Here is a 22,160-nt window from a genome sequence, read left to right on the forward strand (position 1 = left end):
GGTGCCGATTCAGGGCGGGAGGCTACCGGCGGGGATGCTCGAAACGATTCGAGCCAAGTTCGATCTTAATCGTTTCCCCAGCCACCGAGGCATGCAGACGCATACGATCGGAGGACCGCTCCGCTCCGGGACGGTCACCGCCCGTCTCCAAGCCGAGGACATCCCCATGACCCCGACGCCTCCCGGCAAACGCACCAGTGGCAATCCCGCCGCACGCGCCCACATCGAACTCACGGTGAAGCAGCAGCGCGAGCAGCAGAAGCAGCAGAAGCTCGCCGAGTATCAGCGTCAGCTGGCTCGGCGCCGGCGCAGCCGACTCACCTGGTGGATCGTAGGCGGCGCGGCCGCCGTCGCCATCGTGGCGGTCATCACGGCATCCATCGTCTTCGCACCGAAGCCGGCGGGCTACCAAGCGGGCGGCACCGGCGCCACCATCGAGGGCGTCGAGACGTTCTCGAACGCGACCCAGCACGTGTCCGGCACCGTCGACTACCCGCAGAATCCGCCCGCCGGCGGCCCGCACAATCAGTACTGGCTCAACTGCGGCATCTACGACCAGCCGCAGACGAACGAGAACGCCGTGCATTCGCTCGAGCACGGCGCCGTGTGGGTCACCTACGACAAGACGCGGGTCAGCGCTGCCGATCTCGATGCGCTGAAGGCGCAGCTGCCCCCCTCGTACGCGATCCTCTCGCCGTACGAGGGCTTGCCCACCCCGATCGTGCTCAGCGCGTGGAATGCGCAGCTAAAACTCGACAGCGCCACCGACAGCCGCATCCCGACGTTCTTCGAAGAGTACTGGCGCAGTCAGAATGTGCCCGAACCGACCGCCTCCTGCAGCGGCGCGATCGACGGGCCGGGCAAGCAGTCGTGACCGAACCGGCGACCCCGTCGGCCCGCGCGCTGCCCCCGTGGTGGACGGTGCTGGTCGTCGCGATCGCGATCGCCGGGGTCGCCTTCGCGATCGGACGCTTCTCGACCTTCGGGCCAACCGCGGCGGCGGCGCCGGGAACGCAGTCGGCCGAGGCGGGGTTCGCGCGCGACATGCAGGTGCACCATGGCCAGGCCGTGGAGATGGCGATGGACATCTATCGCACGACCGATAACCCCGACGTGCGGGTGCTCGCGTACGACATCGCCACCACGCAGTCGGCGCAGAAGGGCGAGTTCTACGACTGGCTCGTCACCTGGGGACTCCCCCAGGCCGGCGGGCCTCTGATGGCATGGATGGATGCCGCGGACACCGCGCACCACCACGGCGGCTCCGCCACGTCGGGCGCGCGACCGTCCGACGCCGAACTGATGACGCAGATGGGAATGGCGAGCGCCGCGGAACTCGCCGAGATGCGTGCGCAGACCGGAACGACGGCCGACTGCACTTTCCTCCAGCTGATGATCCGCCACCACCGGGGCGCTCTGCCGATGGCGCAAGCGCTGCTGCAACTCGGGCACGACCCGCGCGCCCTCGCCGTGGCTCAGGGTGTCATCGACACACAGTCGGCCGAGATAGACCTGATGACGTCGCTCCGGTCGCAGCTCGGCTGCACAGGCTGAGCGCTCACTCGCACGCAGGGCACGCGCGCGCCGAGGCCGCGGTGCCCGCCGCACCAGCGGCGCTGCCGGCCACGACCTCGCCCGCGACGACTGTCCATGCCGTCGTGGTCTGCGCGATCTCGGTGACGTCCGTCCGGAACGGGTCACGGTCGGCCACCGCGATATCTGCCGCGGCGCCCACGACCAGCCGGCCGGCTGTCCCGTCGCCGATGAGCGTGTGCGACCCGCGGGAGTAGGCGGCGAGCGCGACGGCGAGTGGGAGAGCTTCGTCGGCGCCGAGCGGCTCGGCATCGGGCTGTCCCGCCTCCCGGCGGGTGACGGCGACGGCGATCGCCTGCCACGGATCGGGCGCCGAGACCGGCCAGTCCGATCCCATGGCCAGGGCGGCCCCGCTGCGCCAGAGCGACCCGAACGGGAACTGCCAGCTGCTGCGTTCAGGCCCGAGCAGAGGCTCGGTCACGGTGCGCATGACGTCGCTGCGGCACGCCCACAGGGCCTGGGCGTTGACAGTCGTCCCGGTTGCGGCGAACCGCGGCACGTCAGCGGGGTTCACCACCTGCAGATGCGCGATGTGATTGCGCACTCCGCTCGGCGCCGGTCCCGCGGCAGCGAACGCATCGAGGGCCTGGGTGACGGCGGCATCGCCGATCGCGTGGACATGAACCGGAATATGCGCGGCATTCAGCTGCGCGATGACGGCCCGCACGAGGTCATCGTCGAAGTAGCGGAGCCCGGTCGATCCGTCGGCATAGCCGTCGCGCAGCGCCGCGGTCTTCGATTCCACGATGCCGTCGAGCATGAGCTTGGCGGTGCGCGTCGCGAACCCTGCCGCCTCTCCGCGCTGAGCGCGCTCGCGCACCGCCGAGACGAAGTCGGCGACGCCGTCGACGGTGAGATCGCGCGGCACCCACACCGCACCGGTCGGCCGACCCCGGAGCCCCGCGGCGAGGGCCGCGTGGTACGCGTCGGTGAAGTCGGGAATGCTGCCGAACGACGCCAGCGCCGCCTCCTGCCACCCTGTGATGCCGAGAGAGAGCAGGTGGTCGGCGGCTCGACGAATGCCGGGGGCCAGCTCTGCCGCGGCGGGCTGCGGCGCGATGCGGCCGACGAGATCGACGGCACCTTCGCGCAGAGTTCCCTGCGGCGCGCCGTCGGCATCGCGCACGATCCGTCCGTCCGGCGGGTCTGCCGTCGTGCGATCGATGCCTGCGAGAGCGAAGGCGCGGGAGTTGGCCCAGCCGCCGTGGCGGTCGCTGTCGAGCAGGAGAACCGGCCGGTCGGGGACGACGGCGTCGAGGGCCGCGCGGGAGGGGGTTCCGCCCGCGAACCATTCGGCCCGCCATCCGCCACCGCGCACCCAGGCGGCCGGATCGTCGAGGGCGGCCGCGTGTGCACGCACGCGGTCGAGACAGCCCTGCTCCGAACCTGCGTCATCGAGGGAACAGTCCAACCCTTCGAGCGCGACGAGACCGAGGTGCACGTGCGCGTCGGCGAACGAGGGGGAGATGAGTCCTCCGGCGGCATCCACCTCTTCCGCGTGCGGCAGGGCGCCGCGCACATCGCTGCGGCTGCCGACCGCGACGATGACGCCGTCGCGGACGCCGACGGCGTCGGCATCCCGCAGCTCGGCGCCGTCGAAAACGGGACCTCCCGATACGATCAGCTCGCTCATCGCCCGGCCTGCCTCTCTGGAATCACGCTCAACTGGCGTGCAACACGGGGCGGAAGAACCGTCGTGCATGCGGGGTCCACAGCGCGAGGACGATCAGTACCGACACCACGATCTGCGCCACCGACCATCCGTCCCAGTCATGGTCGACCGCGAGACTCCACGCCTGCAGCGCGACCAGCCCGACGGCGAGGACGCTGACGAACAGGCGCGAGAGCCCGCTGCCGCGCCCCAGCCCCGACGCCGCGGCCATCGACAGCAGCCCGAACAGGATGACGCCGACGCCGATGAGCGAGACGCTCATCACCATCGAGCCGGGCACATCGTACCGGCTGAGCAGGAAGAGGATGCCGAACATCGCATTGGCGATGCCGCTCAGATACACCAGCGCGACGCCGATGGTGACGGCGACCGGACGCGATACCTCACGCGTGTGCGACACGGTCGATCGGGGCGCGGACGCCGCGAGGGCCCGTGCGACGTAACGGCGCTGGACCATGCGGACGACCTCGATCAAGACGATCGCGCCGATGCAGGCTGCCGTCACGACGAGCGCGGTGTTCTGCGACGGGTCGACGAGCAGGAAGAACGACCGCGACAGCGCCACCGAGAAGATCACGACCAGCGCGATGAACATGCCACCGACGACGGCACCCTTGTAGCGGTTGAGCGGGCGGCTGAGAACCGCCAGGATCCAGATGCCCACGACGGCCAGGATGATGGTCGCTCCGGTGCGCAGCTCATCGACGCCGACACCCGCGCTGCGCACGCTCAGCGTATAGATGGTGAGCGTGCCCGCCACGATGACGCCGGTCGGGATGGCGAAGCTCAGCGAACGGCGGAGGAAGCCGGGGATGTAGCGCTGCGCGTTCGGCATGAGCGCGAGGAAGAACGCCGGGATGCCGATCGTCAGGCCGTCGGTGATCGACAGCTGCCGGGGCAGGAACGGGAACTCCAGCAGGAGCACGCCGAACAAGATCGCGAGCAGCGTCGCGTAGGTCGTCTTGGTGAGGAAGAGCATCGACACACGCTCGATGTTGGCGATCACCTGACGCCCCTCCGCGACGACGTCGGGCAGGTGCGAGAAGCGCCCGTCCAGCAGGACGAGCCGGGCCACGGCCTTCGTCGCGGCGGCCCCCGAGTTCATCGCGATGCCGATGTCGGCGGTCTTGATGGCGAGGGCATCGTTGACCCCGTCGCCCGTCATCGCGACCGTGTGTCCCCGCGACTGGAGCGCGACGACCATGCGCTTCTTCTGGTCGGGGCTCACGCGTCCGAACACCGCGTGCTCCTCGAGCACGTCGGCCAGGGCCTCGTCATCATCGGGCAGCTGCCGGGCATCGAAGCCCTCCTCGGCATCCACGCCGACCTCGCGGGCGATGGCGGCCACCGTCCGTGGGTTGTCGCCGGAGATGATCCGGATGCCGACGCCCTGCGCACGGAAGTACTCGAGGGTCTGGGCCGCATCGCTGCGCACCTTCTCGCGGAACGTGAGCACAGCGACCGGGATGAGATCGGCGGGCAGCCGTTCGGCCTCCGCATCGGCGGCGGTGAGCTCGGTCGGCGCGTACGCCAGCACGAGGGTACGTCGCCCCGTCGAGGCGCGCTCGATGACCGCGGCACCCAGCGGATCGTTCGCATCGGTGGCGGCGGCGCCGAAGACCATCTCCGGCGCGCCGAGCACCCAGGCCCCGGCGGGGTCGCCGTCGTCGGCGAACGAAGCCGCACTCCACTTGCGCGCCGACGAGAACGAAATCGTCTCGCGAGCCGCGCGGGCGCCGCCCGCCGCGTCGGGCGCGAACGGCTCTCGCAGCGTGCGAGCGGTCGCGTTCGCCTCGGGGGCGGCCCCGTACCACGCGAGCGTGCGCCGCCAACCGGCGACCTCGTCGAGCACGAAAGCGTCGTCGTACGCGATCTCGCCCTCGGTGAGGGTGCCGGTCTTGTCGAGACAGATGATGTCGACGCGCGCGAGCCCCTCCACGGCCGGCAGTTCGTTGACGAGCACCTGCCGGGCGGCCAGACGCGCGGCACCCACCGCGAAGGTGATGGAGGTCATCAGCACCAGGCCGAGCGGGATCATCGCCGTCAGCGAGGCGATCGTGTTGACCACCGCCTGCACCCACGATCCGCTCTCCCAGGCGACCCGCCAGCCCCCGGCGACCTGCATCTGAGCGTTGAGCACGAGCAGACCGATCGGACCGATCCCCCACCCGACCCACGTCAGCACGCGGTTGATCGAGTCGCGCAGCTCCGAGCCGACGAGCGAGAACCGCTTGGCCTCGTCGGCGAAGGTATTGGCGTACGAGTCCGCGCCGACGCGGATGACCTGGGCGTCACCGTCACCGCCGACGACGATCGAGCCGGACAGCGCTTCATCACCCGCTTGCTTGTCGACGGCATCCGACTCACCCGTGAGCATGGACTCGTCGATCTGCAGCCCGCGCGAGCCGACGACGCGGGCATCGGCGGGCACCTGATCGCCCGCGCGCAGCACCAGGATGTCGCCCAGGACGACCTCCGTCTGCGCGATCTCCCGCTCCACCCCACCCCGCCGCACACGTGCACTCGCCGCATTGAGGAGCGCGAGCTTGTCGAGCGCCGCCTTGGCGCGAAACTCCTGCACCGAGCCGATGACGGCATTGGCCACCGCGGCGAAGCCGAACAGGGCGTCCTGCCAGCGCCCCAGGGCGAACAGGATGCCGAAGCAGGCGAACACGATGCCGTTGAACAGCGTGAACACGTTGGCGCGGATGATGCTCGCCGCGCTGCGGCTGGTCTCTGCCCGGTAGGCGTTGGATCTGCCGTCCGCGGTCCGGTTCTCCGCTTCTTCCGCGGTCAGGCCGACGGCGGGATCGACCTCCTCGATCTCGGGTTCGATCGTGTCCCCAGGGGTGGTCATGGCTTCACCCTAAAGGAGCGGCGCGGCTCATGTGCCCACGAGTTCCGCGCCGCTCCCGGTGAGGTTCGATCCGCCGATCAGCCCTTGGTCGCACCGGCCAGCAGGCCGCGGACGAAGAAGCGCTGAAGGGCGAAGAAGACCACCAACGGAACGATGATCGAGATGAAGGTTCCGGCCGCCTGCAGGAACCACTGGTCGCCCCACGTGCCCGACAGCGAGTTGAGCGACTGGGTGATCGGCAGCGATGACGACGGCGCGAAGATCGTCGCCACCAGCAGGTCGTTCCACACCCAGATGAACTCGAGCACCGCGAACGACGCCAACGCGGGAGCAGCCAACGGCAGGATCATCCGGAAGAAGATCTGTCCGTGTCCGGCCCCGTCCACCCGCGCCGCCTCGATGACCTCGCTGGGGATCTCGGCGATGAAGTTGTGCAGCAGGAACACCGCGAGCGGCAGCGCGAAGATCGTGTGTGCGATCCACACCGTCGCGAAGCTGTGCTCCAGCCCGCGAAGGTCCAGCGGCGGGAACACCGTGACGTCGCCGATCGTCATCCCACGCGAGAACAGACTCAACAGGGGTACAAGGGCCATCTGCAGCGGCACGATCTGCAGAGCGAACACCGCGATGAAAGCGATGTTGCGCCCCTTGAAGTCGATCCACGCGAAGGCATACGCCAACAGCGACGCGATGGCGAGGGCGAAGAACACGACCGGGATGGTGATCGCCAGGGAGTTCAGGAACGACTCAGCGAGCGTGAGCGCCGTCCCGCCCGAGGTGAGGGCCTTCTGATAGTTGTCCAGCGTGAAGGCCGGGTCGACGAAGACCGTCCACCATCCGGTGCTCTGCACGTCCGATCCGGGCCGGAACGACGTGACAAAGAGGCCGAACGTAGGGATCGTCCAGAAGATCGCGATGATGAGCGCCGCGATCGTGGCGCCCTTCGAACTCAGCCGCTTGCGCGCCATGGCCTCGTGCTTGCGCGTCGCGCGGGAGACCTGCCGTGCCGTGCGGGTGTCGGCGACGGGCTCGATGATGTCGACGCTGGTGCTCATCGGATCTCCCTCTGCTTCCGGATCTGGATGATGTTGAAGACGATCAGAGGTGTCACGAAGATGAACAGCACCACGGCGAGAGCGGCGGCGTGCCCGTAGCTCTGGAACCGCTGCTGCTGGTTGACCATCTCGAACGCGAGCACCGACGTGTTCGCGCGCCCACCGGTCATCACGGCGACGATGTCGTAGATCTTCAGTGCGGCGATAGCCACCGTGGTGACGACGACCACGATCGAGGAGCGGATGCCGGGGACCGTGACGTTGCGGAACCTGTCCCACGCGTTCGCGCCGTCGAGTTCTGCGGCTTCCATCTGCTCCGTCGGCACTGCCTTGATGGCCGCGGAGAGGATGACCATGGCAAGCCCGGTCTGGCTCCAGATGAACACCACCATCAGCAGCAGGCTGTTCACGAGAGGGGTCACGCTCAGCCATGCCACCGGGTCACCGCCGAACGCGGTGATGATCGCGTTCAACAGACCGAGCTGGTCACCCTGGCGGTAGTCGTACATGAACTTCCAGATGATGCCGGCACCGACGAACGAGATGGCGAACGGCATGAAAATGAGCACCTTCAGGAAGCGCTCGCCCGCGGCCCGGTCGATGAACACGGCGTAGGCGAGACCCACGATCGTCGCGATCGTCGGGCAGATGAGCACCCAGATGACGGTGTTGATCACCGACCACGTTCCCTCGGGCTGAGTGAACACCCAGGCGTAGTTCTCGAAGCCGACGAACTCGGCGCCGGTCTTGTCGTAGAACGACTGCACGAATGTCGCGATGAACGGATAGATGAGACCGATCAGCAGCAGCACAGCGGCAGGAGCGGCGAACAGCACCAGCTGGAACAGGTACCCGGCGCCCTTGCGCGCGCGATAGTCGAGCAGGAACAGCGCCCCGCCGGCGACCAGAGCGATCGCGAGCACGTAGATGAAAGCGTTCTGGTAGGGACGCAGCAGCATCAGGGCGATGATCGGGATCACGAAGCACGCGACGAGCCGGATCCAGAAGTAGAGGCGGCCCGGGCGCGGCGCGTACTCGATGAGCAGCAGCAGAACGCCGACGACAGCGCCGAAGACGACCAGGATGATCGGGATCTGAACCAGGGGGCCCATCACGCCGAGCCACTGGAAAAAGGCGGTGAGGGAGACGCCCGGAATGACGATCTTGGCGGGATCGGCGGCGGGCTTACTGATCAGCAGCAGCGCGACCAGGGCCAGGACGACCACGAGGGCACCGGTGGCGATACCTGCCGTGGCGCGGGGTGAGAAGGCGCGGCGCCTGCCCGGCGGAGGCGTGGGGCCGTCCATCTGGGAGCGCGTCGGCGCGGTGGTGGGTGCGGACATCGATGAGCCTCCGTGTGCTTCGTCGGACGCGGGACGGGAAAGAGGGAGCGCGCGGCGGGTACTGCGGGCGGGATGCCGGGTGAAGGGCATCCCGCCCGCAGTCTCACGCGCGGGGCGCGATCAGTTGCTGTAGCCGGCCTGGATGTCGCTCAGGACGGTGGTCTGGTCCTTGCCGTCGATCCAGTCGACCATGCCCTTCCAGAACGAACCGGAACCGACCGTGGCAGGCATGAGGTCGGAGGCGTCGAAGCGGACCGTGGTGTTCGGGTCCTGCAGCAGCTTCATCGCCTCGGTGAGGAACTCGCTCGAGGCCTTGCTCGGGTCGGCCTTGAGGTTGGCCGAGATGGCGCCGCCCTCGCTGACACGCGCGTCGGCGAACTCGGGCGTCGACATGAACTCGAGCACCTTCTGCGTGGCGTCGCTGTCCGAGAAACCGGCGACGAACTCGCCACCGACCTCGATCGTGGCCGCACCCTCCTTGTAGCCGGGGAGCACGAACGCGTAGACGTCGCCGTCGGGCGCGATCTTGGGAGTCTGACCCGAGGCCGTCTTCACCGTGAGGAAGTTCGCGGTGAGGAACGAGGCCTGGTGGGTCATCGGGCACGAGCCGTCGGCGACCTTGGCGGCGACGTCGCCGAACGCGGTGCTGTTGATGCTCTTGACGTCGCCGTAGCCGGCGTTGACGTACGCCGGGTTGAGCAGGATGTCACCCACCGCCGTGAAGGCGTCGGCGATCGGCTTGTCGGTGAACTTGACCGAGCCGTCGACCCACTTGTCATAGACGTCCGGGCCGGACTGACGCAGGACGAGGTCCTCGATCCAGTCGGTGCCCGGCCAGCCCGACGCACCGCCCGACTCGAAGCCGGCGCACCAGGGTGCCGTGCCGGTCTTCTCCTGGATGGTCTTGGTCAGGGTCAGCAGTTCGTCCCACGTCTTCGGCGGCTGCACACCCCACTCCTTGAACTTCGCGGGCGAGTACCAGACGTAGCCCTTGATGTTCGCGAGCATCGGTGCGGAGTAGAACTTGCCGTCGAACGTGCCGTACTTCTTCCAGTCGGGCGACCAGTTGGCATCCACATTGTCCTCGACCGCCTTCGGCGCCGTCTTGACGTCGCCGGTGCCGACGAGCGTCTTCAGCAGACCGGGCTGCGGGACGATCGCGATGTCGGGCGCGTCACCACCGGTGACCTTCGTGACGATGTTCTGCTCGAAGCTCTTGTCACCCGTGTACTGGACGGTGACTCCGCTCGTCTTGCTCCAGTCGTCGAAAACCTTCTGCAGCGCGTCGGCCTCGGATCCGGTGATACCTCCCGAGATACGAACCGTTCCCCCGGCCGCCCCCGATCCGCTCGCGCCGCCGCCACTGGTGCCGCCTTCCGCGCAGCCGGCCAATGCAAATGCCGCTACGCCCATGATGGCAAGAGGCGCAATCCAGCGCCGCCGTGACATCCCCATGTGATTCCTCCTCATTGAGTGCTCGGATCATTCCTGGTGCACACGGCTCCATTTCCGGAACCGATTCCAGGCCAAGGTATTGGACACGCTCCCACGACACAAGCCAGCGATTGTCACAACCCGATAACAACGGCTTTCGCGCGGAACGATCGCCCAGCAAGATGAGAACAACCGGTTCCATACTGAACCGTGAGAATGACGGCTGAATCAGCTCGAGGAGGAGCGCCAATGGCGGGCATCGCGGAGGTCGCCGCCCATGCGGGTGTCTCGAAGGCCACGGCGAGCCGCGCATTGAGCGGTGCCGGATATGTGTCCGAGACGACCAAGTCCCGGGTACGGGCGGCCGCCGCCGAACTCGGCTACGTGCCGTCGGCCGGCGCGGTGGGGTTGGCCACCGGACGCACCCAGAACGTCGGCGTCGTCATGCCTTACGTCAACCGGTGGTTCTTCGCCGAGGTGCTCGAAGGCATCCAGCAGGCGCTCCTGGAGCGTGGCCTTGATCTGACTCTCTACGACGCAAAACCCGGAACCGACGGGCGGGCGCGCATCTTCGACGACTTCCTGGCCCGCAAACGATTCGACGGGCTGATCGCCGTCGGGCTAGAACCCGTCGACCACGAATTGGAGCGGTTGACGCGCATAGATCGGCCGATCGTCAGCGTGGTGGGATCGAGCGATCTGACCAGCGTCGTCGCGGTCGACGACGATTATGCGGCCCGACGCGCCACCGAGCACCTCATCGCCCTCGGCCACCGCGACATCGCTTTCGTCGGCGGCGCACCGCAAAGCCACTGGGCGCACGTCGACCAAGAGCGTCTTGCCGGCTACCAACACGCAATGCGCGAAGCGGGGCTGTCGCAGTTCCTGCGCCACGCCCACTCCGAGGTCACCCTGCCCGACGGCTATGCCGCGGCGGCCGATCTGCTCAGCGACGCCCGGCACCGTCCGACCGCCATCGTCGGCGTGTGCGACGAGGTGGCGATCGGCACGATCATCGCGGCCCAGCGACTCGGCATCCAAGTACCTTCGGCCCTCAGCGTCGTGGGCATCGACGACCACGAGTTCGCCGAGATGTTCGCTCTCACCACCCTCCAGCAGATGCCGCGCGATCAGGGGCGTGCAGCCGTCGGCGTGCTGCTCGCAGAGATCGCGGAGCCCGGGCGCGAACGCACGGAGCTGCGCGTTCCCGCGCGGCTCGTCGTGCGCAACTCGACCGCGCCGCTCGGCCACACCGACGAAGGCTGACCCCCACCCCCATACGCGCGGAAGACCCCCGGGCATGCCCGGGGGTCTTCACTGCAGTTCTTCGAGAAGAGCTGATTACTTCAGAATCACCGTAGCGCCGGCTTCCTCGAGGGCAGCCTTCGCCTTCTCGGCGGTCTCCTTGTTCGCACCCTCGAGCACGGCCTTGGGGGCACCGTCGACGACGGCCTTGGCCTCGCCGAGGCCCAGCGAGGTGAGCTCGCGGACCGTCTTGATGACCTGGATCTTCTTGTCGCCAGCAGCCTCGAGGATGACGTCGAAGGAGTCCTTCTCCTCGACCTCTTCCGCGCCACCCGCGGCACCCGCAGCGCCGGCAACGGCGACGGGGGCGGCAGCGGTGACGTCGAACTTCTCCTCGAACGCCTTCACGAACTCGCTGAGCTCGACGAGGGTCAGGCCGGCAAACTGCTCGAGCAGCTCCTCAGTGGTGAGCTTAGCCATGATGTATCTCCTAGATAGGTGGGGTGTGTGGGGAAAGAGCTCGCCGGTCGCTTACGCGGCTGCGGCGGTCTCCAGCTTTTCGCGAAGCGCGTCGATGGTGGCCGCAGCCTTGCCCATCGTCGCCTTCATCATGCCCGCGGCCTTGGCCAGCAGAACCTCACGGCTCTCCAGGGAGGCGTACTTGTTGATCTCGTCGGCACTCAGGGCGTTGCCCTCGAAGATGCCGCCCTTGATCACGAGAAGCGGGTTGGCCTTGGCGAAGTCACGCAGAGCCTTGGCGGTGGCGACAAAGTCACCGTGCACGAACGCGACGGCCGAGGGACCCTTGAGGTCCTCGTCCAGCGCCGTGATCCCCGCGTTGTTCGCGGCGATCTTGGTCAGCGTGTTCTTCACCACGGCGTAGCTCGCGTCCTGACGAATGCTGTTGCGCAGCTGCTTGAGCTGGGCAACCGTCAGACCGCGGTACTCGGTCAGCAGAACGGCGGTCGAGTCCTCGAAGTTCTTCGTGAGCTCGGCGACCGATGCATCCTTCTGCGCCATGGTCACTCCTTGATGTGAATGTGACACCCCGCGGTGGCGGAGCATCGGCCGTGATCGCGGCTCTGGTGAACGACGCCCCACAACGCGAAAAAGCTCCGGCGCAAGCGCACGGAGCTTCGAATCGGTTTCCCGGAGTCTGTCTGTGACACCTGCGCGGGCCCCTGCACTGCAGAGCTTCGTCGGCATCCGCTTTCGCGCACACCGAGACCAGCGGTCTTTGGCTTCGATAAGCATACGTGCCCGCGCCCCGCCCGCCAAATCTGCGACGGCGTGGGTGTCGCGGCTTGTCCTGTCGACGGTGCGGGTTAGCCTCGATGTCATGACTCCGGAGGCTTTCGCGCGCATCGCCCCGGAAGTGGCCGCACGGATCGTCGCCGATTCCCGCGATCGCGTCGGCTGGATGCGCGCCCGCTCGCGAGGCATCACCGCCACCGACGTCGCCCAGCTCACGAGTCCCGCGGCGATCGCCCGCGCGGCGGACGCCAAACTCGGCGCGGGCCGCGGATTCTCGGGCAATGCGTACACCGATCACGGCCGCCGACGTGAGCCTGAAATCGCCGCCTGGGTGGCGGCGACCCACGGCATCCATCCGTCTTCCGCCCTCTTCCACGCGGTCGTCGAGAAACGCCACCTGGCGACCCCCGACGGCATCGCGGTCGATCCGGACGGTCGGGTCACGCTCGCCGAGATCAAGACCACCAACAAGACCTGGCGGTCGATCCCGCGCACCTACCTGCGTCAGGTGTGGTGGCAGCAGCACGTGCTCGGCGCCGAGCGCACCCTGGTCGTGTGGGAGGAGCACGACGGCTTCGTCCCCGTCGGCGACGAGCCACGGTGCGCCTGGGTCGACCGGGACGAACGGGAGATCGGCACACTCGTACGCCTGGCCACCGAACTGATCGACGAGCTCTACCGGCGCACCGTTCAGAACCGTCGCAGTGTGGTCGCTCCCGATGCCGCGGCTTCCCGCGCCCGAGAGCCCTACCGCGCCCTGGCTCTTTCCGACTGAGCTTTCAGCACAGAGGGAATAGTTGACGTAGGTCAACGTTGACCATATAGTTGACGCAACTCAAACGTTGACTGAGATCAACTTTTTCGCCGTATCCGGCGACACCTCCGCACTGCAGCACCTTTAGGAAGTACCTATGTCACAAGCGACCACCCGCGACACTGCGTCGCGCATGAACCACCGACAAGTGCTCGAGGCACTGTCGGGACTCCTGCTGGGAATGTTCGTGTCGATGCTCGCGTCGACCGTCGTGTCCAGCTCGTTGCCGGTCATCATCCACGATCTCGACGGCAACCAGACCGCCTACACCTGGGTGGTCACCGCGACTCTGCTCACGACCGCGATCTCCACCCCCATCTGGGGCAAGCTCGCCGACCTCACGAATCGCAAGGTGCTCTACCAGCTCGCGATCGTGATCTTCGTGCTCGCCACCGCGGCAGCCGGGTTCTCACAGAGCCCCGAGATGCTCATCGCGTTCCGCGCCGTGCAGGGCATCGGCGCCGGTGGCCTCGCCGCCCTCAGCCAGGTGCTGATGGCCGACATCATCAGCCCGCGTGAGCGTGGACGCTACATGGGTCTGTTCGGCGCCGTGATGGCGCTCGCCACGATCGGCGGCCCACTGATGGGTGGTGTCATCACGGATGCCTGGGGCTGGCGCTGGAACTTCTTCGTCGCGCTGCCCGTCGCCGTGGTCGCCCTCATCCTCGTGCAGGCGACTCTGCACGTGCCGGCGCGCGCGAAGAAGAAGACCACGATCGACTACCTCGGCATCGTCCTGCTCTCCACCGCCGTTTCACTGCTGCTGGTCTGGGTGACCAACGCCGGCACGCACACCTCCGACAGCTGGGCCGACCTCGGCAACAACGCCTGGTGGAGCATGACGACCGTGCTCATGGTGGGCGGCGCTCTTCTGGCCGCCGTGCTGTTCATCATCGTCGAGTTGCGCTCGCGTGAGCCGCTGGTGCCGCTGACGCTGTTCCGCAACCGCACCTTCACCCTCTCCGTCGTCGCCTCGATCGCGACCGGTATCGCGATGTTCGGCGCATCGGTGTTCCTCAGCCAGTACATGCAGCTGGCGCGGGGCGCGACACCCACTGAGGCAGGCCTCATGACGATCCCGATGATCGGCGGTCTGCTCGTGGCCTCGGTGGGCGTGGGTACCCTCGTCACCCGCTACGGCAAATGGAAGCCCTACCTCGTCGTCGGTGCGGTGCTGCTGATCGCGGGCTCGTACCTGCTATCGACCATCCACTACGACACGGACTTCTTCTTCGTCTCCGTCTACATGTTCCTGCTCGGTGCCGGTGTCGGTATGACGATGCAGAACCTGGTGTTGGTCGTGCAGAACACCACGCGCCCGGAGGAGATCGGCGTCGCCAGCTCGGGAGTCACCTTCTTCCGCAGCCTCGGCGGCACGATCGGAGTGTCGGTGATGGGCGCCGCCCTCGCCTCGCGCGTGGTCGACCTGGTCGCCGAGCGCAAGCAAGACATCACGAACGCGATCATGGGCCTCGGAGACCAGGCGCAGTACTGGGGACAGCAGCTGCAGTCCGGGTCGCTGCCGAAGGTCTCAGCCATGCCCGATACGCTTCGTGTCGTGTTCGAGGACATCTACGCCAACGGCATCTCGCACTCCTTCCTGATCGCCGTGCCCTTCGCGGTGATCTCGCTCATCGCGATCGTCTTCCTCCCCAACAAGCCGCTCACCACCATGACCACCGGTGAGCGCCTGCAGGCGAGCGAAGCCGACTTCGCGACGGTGTCCGTGCCGGAAGGCATGGATGCGCTGGCCGCGACCGGCTCGACGCGCACCGTGCGCGCAGGAACCCGCGACGATGGCTGAGACACCCGATGCTTCCAGCTCGCGCACCGATTCGGTGCGCGAGCTGGAAGCGGAGTTCAGCGAGCTGATCACCCGCTTCCAGCGGGTGATCAGCGAGTTCGCCGAGCGTGTCAGCCCCGGGCTACTGCCCGGCGGGTACAAAGTGTTCACGACAATCGCCCGCAGAGACGGCGTGACCCTCTCTGCCCTCGCCGACCACATGATGATGGACAAGGGGCAGCTCAGCCGCACGATCCGCGAGCTCGAAGCGCGCGGTCTCGTCTCTCGCACCGCCGACCCCGCCGATGGGCGATCGAGCCTGCTCTCCCCCACACCGGAGGGCCTCGCGCGCCTCGAGGCCGCCCGTGCTCCGCAGCAGGGCCTGCTGCTCGACGCGATCGAAGACTGGCCGCTCGACGACATCCACGCGCTCACCCGCCTCCTGCGCGCCCTCGGCGACAGCGTCACGCGACGGTGAGAGCGGCGTCGGGAGCTTAGCCGCCCGGTAGCACCGGCGTAACACGGTTGAGACATCGCCGGGGTTGACTGGTCGCCACAGCGGCACCGAGCCGCCGCGGCAGCTCACGTGCAGCCAACGCCGACACGCACGCGGAAGGAGCGACCCGATGGTCTCTCATCGCCTCACCCGAATCCTGCCGCACCGTGGGTCGACCTCGGGTGCCGCCGACGCCACACCCGCCCCCGTCCCGGCCCCGCCTGAGCGCATGCGCGCCATGGTCTTCGATGCCCCAGGAGCGGCCGACGTCCTGCACGCCACCGAGATCGCGGTACCCATTCCGGTGCTGAGCGAGCTGCTCGTGCGCGTTCACGCCGCCGGCGTGAACCCCATCGACACCAAGACGCGGGCGGGCACCGGCGTCTCCGGCGCCATCTCCGCCTTCCCCAGCACTCTCGGATACGACTTCAGCGGGGTCGTCGTGTCGGCCCCGTACGAATCGCACCCCTTCCCTCCCGGTACCGAGGTGTTCGGGATGACGCCGTTTCCCCGTTCGGGTGGCTCGTACGCCGACTACCTCGTCGTCCCGACGCTGTCGGTGGCACGCAAGCCGGCGGCTCTCTCCCACGCCGAGGCGGCCGCAGTGCCGCTGGCCGCATTGACCGCGTGGGGCCTGGTCGTCGAGACCGCGCACGCGCACGAAGGTCAGCGGGTGCTGATCCACGCGGGCGCCGGTGGCGTGGGGCATTTCGCCGTACAGCTGGCGGCGTACTTCGGGGCGCACGTGACGGCCACGGGCTCGGCCGCCAACCTTCCGTGGCTTCGTGAGCTCGGCGCGGCGGTGGCCATCGACTACGCGACGACGCGCTTCGAAGACCTGGTCGGAGGCGTCGATGTGGTCATCGACCTCGTCGGCAACATGCACGACGAGACCGGTACCCGTTCACTCGGAGTGCTGCGCCCCGGCGGCCTCTACATCCTCGTACCCACCGGTGGCTGGCCCGACTACGCCGACGCCGCCGCGGCGGCGGGCGTGCGCGCCACGTCGTACAAGGTGATCCCCGACGGCGGGGTGCTGGCCACCCTCGCGCGCCTGCTCGATTCGGGGGCGATCCGGGTGTTCGTCGACCGGGTGTTCGATCTCACCGAAGCTGCGGCGGCACACCTCGAGCTCGAGCGTGGGCACACGCGCGGCAAGCTCGTGCTCGCCGTCGGCGACTGCTAGGTCCCGACAAGGGCGCACTCACGCGGGCAGCACCCGGCGGCCCTCCATCACGATCTCGTCCGCGACGGCATCCAGCAGCGCGGAGCGCACGTTCCACTGCTGCCAGTACAGCGGCACGGACACGGTCGGGCCACCGAGCGGCACCAGGATGCCGGCGTCGAGCGACGACTGCGACTGCAGACGAGGCAGCAGCGCCCATCCGAGTCCGAGCTCTACGGCGGCCCCGAAGTCGTGCGACGCCGGAACGCGGTGACGCGGCGGCGCCGCCGGATCGATCCCCTGGGCGGCGAGCCAGCGCGTCTGCAGGTCGTCGCGGCGATCGAAGTCGATCAGTGGCGCCTCACGCAGATCGGCCGTCGCCGGCCCGCCCAGCCACCGATCCCGGAACGCAGGGGTGGCCACGGCTTCGTACACCAGCGATCCCAGCGCGCTCACGCGACATCCGGCGACGGGTTCTGCCCGCGAGGTGACGGCTCCCATCACGGCGCCCGACTCGAGCAGCCCGGCGGTGAAGTCCTGATCGTCGCGGTGCAGGTCGAAGACCACCGGATGCCGCGCACTCGAGCGGACCAGGGGCGCGAGAAACCAGGTCGCAAGGGAGTCGGCGTTGACGGCCAGCGGCACACGGAGCGTTCCCGCGCGCTCCCCCAGCACCGCGAGCGCGTCGGCTTCGAGAAGGTCGAGCTGCCGCGCATAGCGGAGGACGGCGTGCGCGGCCTCGGTCGGGCGGACGGGCTTCGTGCGAACGAGCAGCACACGTCCGAGCGACTCCTCGAGGGCCTTGATCCGCTGGCTGACCGCCGACGGGGTGATGTGCAGCCGTCGGGCGGCGGCATCCAATGTCCCCTCGTCGATCACCACCGCGAGCGTGGCGGCCAGTTCAGGCGGAATCCGTGACATAAGCAGAGCTTATGGTGCGAAAGAATCATGAGCTGGTCTGTCTGCACGCTGCCGCCTAGGGTCGCACCCGTGCTCTCCTTCGTCGCCGCCGGGTTCTCGCTCGGCCTCTCGCTGATCGTGGCCATCGGCGCCCAGAACCTCTTCGTGCTGCGGCAGGGCATCCGCCGCGAACACGTCCTCGCGGTCGCCAGCGTGTGCGCACTGTCCGACGCCGTCCTCATCGTCGCGGGGGTCTCCGGCATCGGCGCGCTCCTGCACGCGTGGCCCGGGCTGATCGAGGTGGTGCGCTGTGCCGGCGCGCTCTTCCTGCTCGGCTACGCCGGTCTCGCCGCACGGCGAGCTCTTCGCGGAGGCGGTGACGTCCTGCAGGTCACGCCGACCTCCCGACCGGCCGGCAGTGAACCCGCGCGATTGATGCCGGTTCTGCTCACGTGCTTCGCACTCACCTGGCTGAACCCGCATGTCTACCTCGACACGGTCTTCCTGCTCGGCTCGGTCGCGAACACGCACGGAGCGGCGGGACGCTGGTGGTTCGCCGGCGGCGCGGCGGCGGCATCCGTGGCGTGGTTCTTCTCCCTGGCCCTCGGCACCCGCTATCTGGGGCGCTGGCTCTCAACCTCGCGCGCCTGGCGCGTGCTCGACGGCGTGATCGCGGTGGTCATGGCAGCGATCGCCGTGAGTCTCGTCTGGCCGCACGACTGAATGTTGAGGGCAGAGGGCAGGATGGATGCATGCGACGTGTGCACGTGATCGTCACCGGTCGGGTTCAGGGCGTGGGCTTCCGCTTCACCGCGCAGGCCGCCGCGTCCCGCGCCGGCGCGACGGGATGGGTTCGCAACCGGATGGACGGCACGGTCGAAGCGCAGATCGAGGGATCGGAGGCCGCGGTCGGCGCGGTGCTCGACGCGATCCGCACCGGGCCGCGTGGTAGCCGGGTGACACAGGTGGAGGTCGAGGAGATCGTCCCCCAGTCATCCACCGTCTTCGAGATCCGCCGAGACGGCTGATTCGGGCGCCGGCACTGCCGCGCGCATGACGATGGGGCCCCACCCGAAGGTGGAGCCCCATGTGTGTCTTGCGCTGACGCGTCGCTCAGACGAGCGAGTTGACGTCCAGCGGGATGCCGGGACCGAAGGTGGTCGACACGGCGCCCTTCTGGATGTAGCGGCCCTTCGCGCTCGAGGGCTTCAGACGCACGATCTCTTCGAGAGCCGCAGCGAAGTTCTCCTCCAGCTGCTCGGCCGTGAACGAGGCCTTGCCGACGACGAAGTGCACGTTGGCGTGCTTGTCGACGCGGAACTCGATCTTGCCGCCCTTGATCTCCTCCACGGCCTTGGCCGGGTTGGGGGTCACGGTGCCGGTCTTCGGGTTGGGCATGAGGCCACGGGGACCCAGCACCTTACCGAGGCGACCGACCTGGCCCATGAGCTCGGGCGTCGAGACGGCCGAGTCGAACGCGGTCCAGCCGGCGGCGACCTTCTCGATGAGCTCGGCGCCGCCGACCTCATCGGCACCCGCGGCGATGGCGGCCTCGGCGGCCGGGCCCGTCGCGAAGACGATGACGCGGGCGGTCTTGCCCGTGCCGTGCGGGAGGATGACCGTGCCACGCACCATCTGGTCGGCCTTGCGCGGGTCGACCGCGAGCTTGAGGGCGACCTCGACGGTGGAGTCGAACTTCTTCGAGCCGGTCTCCTTGGCGAGACCGACGGCCTCGGTGGACGTGTAGAACTTGTCGCGGTCGATCTTGGCCGCGGCAGCTTCGTAAACCTTGGACTTAGCCATTGTGCGTTTCCCCTCAGCCCTCGACCGTGATGCCCATGGAACGGGCGGTGCCGGCGATGATCAGCGAGGCAGCCTCGATGTCGTTCGCGTTCAGGTCGGGCATCTTCGTCTCGGCGATCTCGCGGACCTGCTCCTTGGTGAGCTTCGCGACCTTGACGGTGTGCGGGGTCTTCGAGCCCTTCTGCACGCCGGCAGCCTTCTTGATGAGCTCCGCGGCGGGCGGGGTCTTCAGGATGAACGTGAAGCTGCGGTCTTCGTAGACGGTGATCTCAACGGGGATCACGTTGCCGCGCTGCGACTCGGTCGCCGCGTTGTAGGCCTTGCAGAACTCCATGATGTTCACGCCGTGCTGACCGAGCGCAGGGCCGATCGGCGGCGCCGGGTTGGCGGCGCCAGCCTTGATCTGGAGCTTGATCAGGCCGGTCACCTTCTTCTTGGGTGCCATTCTCTTTTCCTTCTGTCGTGCGCCCGTCCGCCGTGGCGTCGGGGCGCGCTTCCACGCAACCGGCGGACCCGGAAGGTGGTGGGGATGTCACGCGACAGGCGCGCAACCTCTTGATTCTACCGGATGCCGCGGCATCCGGGGGAAATCACTGCTTGGTGACCTGGTCGAACGACAGCTCGACCGGCGTCTCGCGCTCGAAGAGCGACACCAGCACCGTGAGCTTGCCGCTCTCGGGCTTGATCTCGCTGATCGAACCGGGAAGGCCCGCGAACGAGCCCTCCTTGATCGTGATCGTCTCGCCGACCTCGAAGTCGACCTCGGTGATGACACTGCGGGCCTGGGTAGCGGAGCCCTTGGCCGCGCCGCCCTTGGCCGGAGCCGTCTCGGTGACCTGCACGAGCGACTTCAGCATGTTGAACGCTTCTTCGAAGCGCAGCGGCGTCGGGTTGTGGGCGTTGCCGACGAAGCCGGTCACGCCGGGCGTGTGACGCACGACCGACCAGGTGTCTTCGTTGAGCTCCATGCGCACGAGCACATAGCCGGGGATCCGGACGCGCGTGACCATCTTGCGCTGACCGTTCTTGATCTCGACGACGTCCTCCATCGGGACCTCGACCTGGTAGATGTCTTCCTCGACCTCGAGCGAGTTCTTGCGCTGCTCGATGTTGGCTTTGACCTTGCGCTCGAAGCCGGCGTACGAGTGAATGACGAACCACTTGCCGGGAAGCGACCGCAGCTCGGCGCGGAACGCCTCGTAGGGGTCCTCGGGGGTGGCGTCGGCATCCTCGTCTTCGACAGCCTCGACGACGCCTCCGGCCGCAGCGACCTCGTCGACGAACTCCTCGTCGAGCGCGGGAGCGTCGGGCTCTCCGTTGACGTCGGGGCCGTCGTAGGGGGCGACCTCGTCGGCGGCCTGCGCGGCGGCTTCGGCCTCTTCTTCGGCGAGCGCGTCGGTGAGCACCTCGGCGGCAGCCTCGGCCTCGGCGGCCTGGTCGATCTCGAGTGCGTCGTTCACGATGGCGTCTGCCTCCGGGTCGTCGATGTCGATGTCTTCGTACTCGCCGTCGTCCACGGCATCCTCGTCGACGACGTGCACCGCGAGGTGCTCGGCGGGCGCGGATGCCTCTTGCTCGGCCGCCAGGATGTTGCCTTCCTGCGCCTCGTCGTCCTCACTGGACTGCTCGGCGGCGGTGGCCCAGTCGGCGTCGTCGGTGTACTTCTCAGACACGTAGGTCCTCTTCCCTCGGGGGTCGTGCGGTGACAGCTCTGGCGTCGGCTGGATCAGCTCGGCACGCCGAAGACGACCTGCACCACCCAGGTGAAGAGCAAGTCGAGGCTGTACACGACCGCCATCATGACGACGACGAAACCGAGAACCACACCCGTGAACTTCAGCAGCTCCTGGCGGGTCGGCGTGACTACCTTGCGGAGTTCGCCGAAGACCTGGCGCATGAAGAGCGCAATCCGCTGGAAGAAGTTGAGCTTCTTCTCACGGGGCGTGCCGCCTGCTGCGACGACCTCGCCGTGCGCCTCTTCCTGGACCATGTACCCCACCCGTGTGACGTGCTCGGACTTGCTTTCCACGCCGGCGTGTACCGGCGCGCCTGCTGTGTCAGCTGATCGCTGACGCGCAGGGCGGACAGGAATCGAACCTGCAACCTGCGGTTTTGGAGACCGCTGCTCTGCCAATTGAGCTACCGCCCTAGAGATCGTGAGATCCCGGGTGAAATCCACCGCTCCCGCACGACACCCGCGCGAAAGTCACGCGGGCACGGCAAAAGAATGCAGATTTCAACTGCACTGTCCAGTGTACGTCATGCCATCTGGACGCGCGAACCGTCAGTACTGCTGCACCCCGTAGCGCTCGGGCTCCGGCCCACGTCGGAAATCCCGCCCGGACAGGGATGCCGCGCGCACGCGGACGTAGTTGTATTTGACGGTGGGAATCCACGGGCGAAGCTCGAGCTGGTCGGCGGCGTGCACCTCTTCGGTCGTGGTGAGGCGGTGAGCGTGGCCGCGCACGACGACACTCCACGCGTCGGTGTCGGTGTACTCGTCGACTTCGAAGAGCACATCGTCATTGATCGTCAGTTCGGTGAGCTTGCTGCCCTCCGCGGTGCGGAACACGATGCTGTCACCGTCGACGACGTAGTTGACGGGAAAGATGTCCAGAACACTGCCGACATGGGTGACCAGCCGACCCAGTTCCTGTTCTGCCAGACGCTGCCAGCACTCACGGTCATCGAGGAAGCTGACCGCATCCGAGGTGTCCATGACCCCATCCTGGCCATCGTCGTCCCG

At 67.8% G+C, this 22,160-nt stretch carries 22 protein-coding genes and 1 tRNA gene; 9 read left to right on the forward strand and 14 right to left on the reverse strand.

Going from position 1 to position 22,160, the window contains the following annotated elements; genetic code table 11:
* Window positions 1-166: 166 nt before the first annotated feature.
* Both ITJ43_RS12975 and ITJ43_RS12980 read left to right on the forward strand, forming a co-directional pair.
* Window positions 167-874 carry a DUF3105 domain-containing protein gene (locus ITJ43_RS12975; protein WP_194584263.1) on the forward strand — a complete coding sequence of 236 codons (708 nt, stop codon included), beginning with the start codon at window positions 167-169 and terminating at the stop codon, window positions 872-874.
* Window positions 871-1,554, forward strand: coding sequence for a DUF305 domain-containing protein (locus ITJ43_RS12980; protein WP_194584264.1), 684 nt, complete (start codon window positions 871-873; stop codon window positions 1,552-1,554). Before ITJ43_RS12975 ends, ITJ43_RS12980 begins: the two co-directional genes overlap by 4 nt.
* Before the next feature lie 4 nt (window positions 1,555-1,558).
* On the opposite strand, the gene ITJ43_RS12985 is transcribed toward ITJ43_RS12980, so the two are convergent.
* From ITJ43_RS12985 to ITJ43_RS13005, 5 genes are all read right to left on the reverse strand, one after another.
* Window positions 1,559-3,226 carry an amidohydrolase gene (locus ITJ43_RS12985; protein ID WP_194584265.1) on the reverse strand — a complete coding sequence of 556 codons (1,668 nt, stop codon included), beginning with the start codon at window positions 3,224-3,226 and terminating at the stop codon, window positions 1,559-1,561.
* Window positions 3,227-3,254: 28 nt separating this feature from the next.
* Window positions 3,255-6,122, reverse strand: coding sequence for an HAD-IC family P-type ATPase (locus ITJ43_RS12990; RefSeq protein ID WP_194584266.1), 2,868 nt, complete (start codon window positions 6,120-6,122; stop codon window positions 3,255-3,257).
* Between the two features lie 77 nt (window positions 6,123-6,199).
* A complete protein-coding gene (locus ITJ43_RS12995) occupies window positions 6,200-7,177 on the reverse strand; it encodes a carbohydrate ABC transporter permease (RefSeq protein WP_194584267.1) in 978 nt (325 codons plus the stop codon).
* Window positions 7,174-8,520: a carbohydrate ABC transporter permease gene (locus ITJ43_RS13000; protein WP_194584268.1), complete on the reverse strand. Its 1,347-nt coding sequence runs from the start codon at window positions 8,518-8,520 to the stop codon at window positions 7,174-7,176. The genes ITJ43_RS12995 and ITJ43_RS13000 overlap by 4 nt, the downstream gene beginning before the upstream one ends.
* Before the next feature lie 120 nt (window positions 8,521-8,640).
* Window positions 8,641-9,975 carry an ABC transporter substrate-binding protein gene (locus tag ITJ43_RS13005; RefSeq protein ID WP_194584269.1) on the reverse strand — a complete coding sequence of 445 codons (1,335 nt, stop codon included), beginning with the start codon at window positions 9,973-9,975 and terminating at the stop codon, window positions 8,641-8,643.
* A 228-nt stretch (window positions 9,976-10,203) separates the two neighbouring features.
* On the opposite strand from ITJ43_RS13005, the gene ITJ43_RS13010 reads away from it, so the two are divergent.
* Window positions 10,204-11,220, forward strand: coding sequence for a LacI family DNA-binding transcriptional regulator (locus tag ITJ43_RS13010; protein ID WP_194584270.1), 1,017 nt, complete (start codon window positions 10,204-10,206; stop codon window positions 11,218-11,220).
* A 75-nt stretch (window positions 11,221-11,295) separates the two neighbouring features.
* Here ITJ43_RS13010 and rplL read toward each other — a convergent pair whose 3' ends face one another.
* Window positions 11,296-11,679 carry a 50S ribosomal protein L7/L12 gene (gene rplL, locus ITJ43_RS13015; RefSeq protein WP_194584271.1) on the reverse strand — a complete coding sequence of 128 codons (384 nt, stop codon included), beginning with the start codon at window positions 11,677-11,679 and terminating at the stop codon, window positions 11,296-11,298.
* Window positions 11,680-11,730: 51 nt separating this feature from the next.
* Window positions 11,731-12,219, reverse strand: coding sequence for a 50S ribosomal protein L10 (gene rplJ / locus ITJ43_RS13020; protein WP_194584272.1), 489 nt, complete (start codon window positions 12,217-12,219; stop codon window positions 11,731-11,733).
* A gap of 319 nt (window positions 12,220-12,538) precedes the next feature.
* Here rplJ and ITJ43_RS13025 point away from each other — a divergent pair, with 319 nt between their 5' ends.
* From ITJ43_RS13025 to ITJ43_RS13040, 4 genes are all read left to right on the forward strand, one after another.
* Complete coding sequence (locus ITJ43_RS13025) at window positions 12,539-13,228, forward strand: YqaJ viral recombinase family protein (RefSeq protein ID WP_194584273.1); 690 nt, start codon at window positions 12,539-12,541, stop codon at window positions 13,226-13,228.
* Between the two features lie 136 nt (window positions 13,229-13,364).
* Window positions 13,365-15,071 (forward strand): MDR family MFS transporter, encoded by a 1,707-nt coding sequence (locus tag ITJ43_RS13030; protein ID WP_194584274.1) that lies wholly within the window; start codon window positions 13,365-13,367, stop codon window positions 15,069-15,071.
* Window positions 15,064-15,528, forward strand: coding sequence for a MarR family winged helix-turn-helix transcriptional regulator (locus ITJ43_RS13035; RefSeq protein WP_194584275.1), 465 nt, complete (start codon window positions 15,064-15,066; stop codon window positions 15,526-15,528). The genes ITJ43_RS13030 and ITJ43_RS13035 overlap by 8 nt, the downstream gene beginning before the upstream one ends.
* Before the next feature lie 148 nt (window positions 15,529-15,676).
* Window positions 15,677-16,732: an NADP-dependent oxidoreductase gene (locus ITJ43_RS13040; RefSeq protein ID WP_194584276.1), complete on the forward strand. Its 1,056-nt coding sequence runs from the start codon at window positions 15,677-15,679 to the stop codon at window positions 16,730-16,732.
* An 18-nt stretch (window positions 16,733-16,750) separates the two neighbouring features.
* On the opposite strand, the gene ITJ43_RS13045 is transcribed toward ITJ43_RS13040, so the two are convergent.
* Window positions 16,751-17,632 carry a LysR family transcriptional regulator ArgP gene (locus ITJ43_RS13045; protein ID WP_194584277.1) on the reverse strand — a complete coding sequence of 294 codons (882 nt, stop codon included), beginning with the start codon at window positions 17,630-17,632 and terminating at the stop codon, window positions 16,751-16,753.
* A 27-nt stretch (window positions 17,633-17,659) separates the two neighbouring features.
* Between ITJ43_RS13045 and ITJ43_RS13050 the strand changes: the two genes are divergently transcribed.
* Window positions 17,660-18,334 (forward strand): LysE/ArgO family amino acid transporter, encoded by a 675-nt coding sequence (locus ITJ43_RS13050; RefSeq protein WP_194584278.1) that lies wholly within the window; start codon window positions 17,660-17,662, stop codon window positions 18,332-18,334.
* A gap of 29 nt (window positions 18,335-18,363) precedes the next feature.
* On the forward strand, window positions 18,364-18,639 hold the full coding sequence (locus ITJ43_RS13055; RefSeq protein ID WP_194584279.1) for an acylphosphatase: 276 nt from the start codon (window positions 18,364-18,366) through the stop codon (window positions 18,637-18,639).
* Between the two features lie 85 nt (window positions 18,640-18,724).
* Here the strand turns inward: ITJ43_RS13055 and rplA are convergent, their stop codons facing one another.
* The 6 genes from rplA to ITJ43_RS13085 form a co-directional block, all read right to left on the reverse strand.
* Window positions 18,725-19,414 carry a 50S ribosomal protein L1 gene (gene rplA / locus ITJ43_RS13060; RefSeq protein ID WP_194584280.1) on the reverse strand — a complete coding sequence of 230 codons (690 nt, stop codon included), beginning with the start codon at window positions 19,412-19,414 and terminating at the stop codon, window positions 18,725-18,727.
* Window positions 19,415-19,427: 13 nt separating this feature from the next.
* On the reverse strand, window positions 19,428-19,859 hold the full coding sequence (gene rplK, locus ITJ43_RS13065; RefSeq protein WP_194584281.1) for a 50S ribosomal protein L11: 432 nt from the start codon (window positions 19,857-19,859) through the stop codon (window positions 19,428-19,430).
* Between the two features lie 145 nt (window positions 19,860-20,004).
* A complete protein-coding gene (gene nusG, locus ITJ43_RS13070; RefSeq protein WP_194584282.1) occupies window positions 20,005-21,087 on the reverse strand; it encodes a transcription termination/antitermination protein NusG in 1,083 nt (360 codons plus the stop codon).
* A 53-nt stretch (window positions 21,088-21,140) separates the two neighbouring features.
* A complete protein-coding gene (secE, locus tag ITJ43_RS15365; protein WP_194584283.1) occupies window positions 21,141-21,443 on the reverse strand; it encodes a preprotein translocase subunit SecE in 303 nt (100 codons plus the stop codon).
* Between the two features lie 47 nt (window positions 21,444-21,490).
* Window positions 21,491-21,563, reverse strand: a tRNA-Trp gene (locus tag ITJ43_RS13080).
* Between the two features lie 135 nt (window positions 21,564-21,698).
* The gene (locus ITJ43_RS13085; protein ID WP_194584284.1) at window positions 21,699-22,133 is read right to left on the reverse strand and encodes a pyridoxamine 5'-phosphate oxidase family protein; all 435 of its coding nucleotides are present in this window, start codon (window positions 22,131-22,133) and stop codon (window positions 21,699-21,701) included.
* Window positions 22,134-22,160: the final 27 nt, after the last annotated feature.

The sequence above is a fragment of the Microbacterium sp. VKM Ac-2870 genome (assembly GCF_015350795.1).
Taxonomy (GTDB): domain Bacteria; phylum Actinomycetota; class Actinomycetes; order Actinomycetales; family Microbacteriaceae; genus Microbacterium.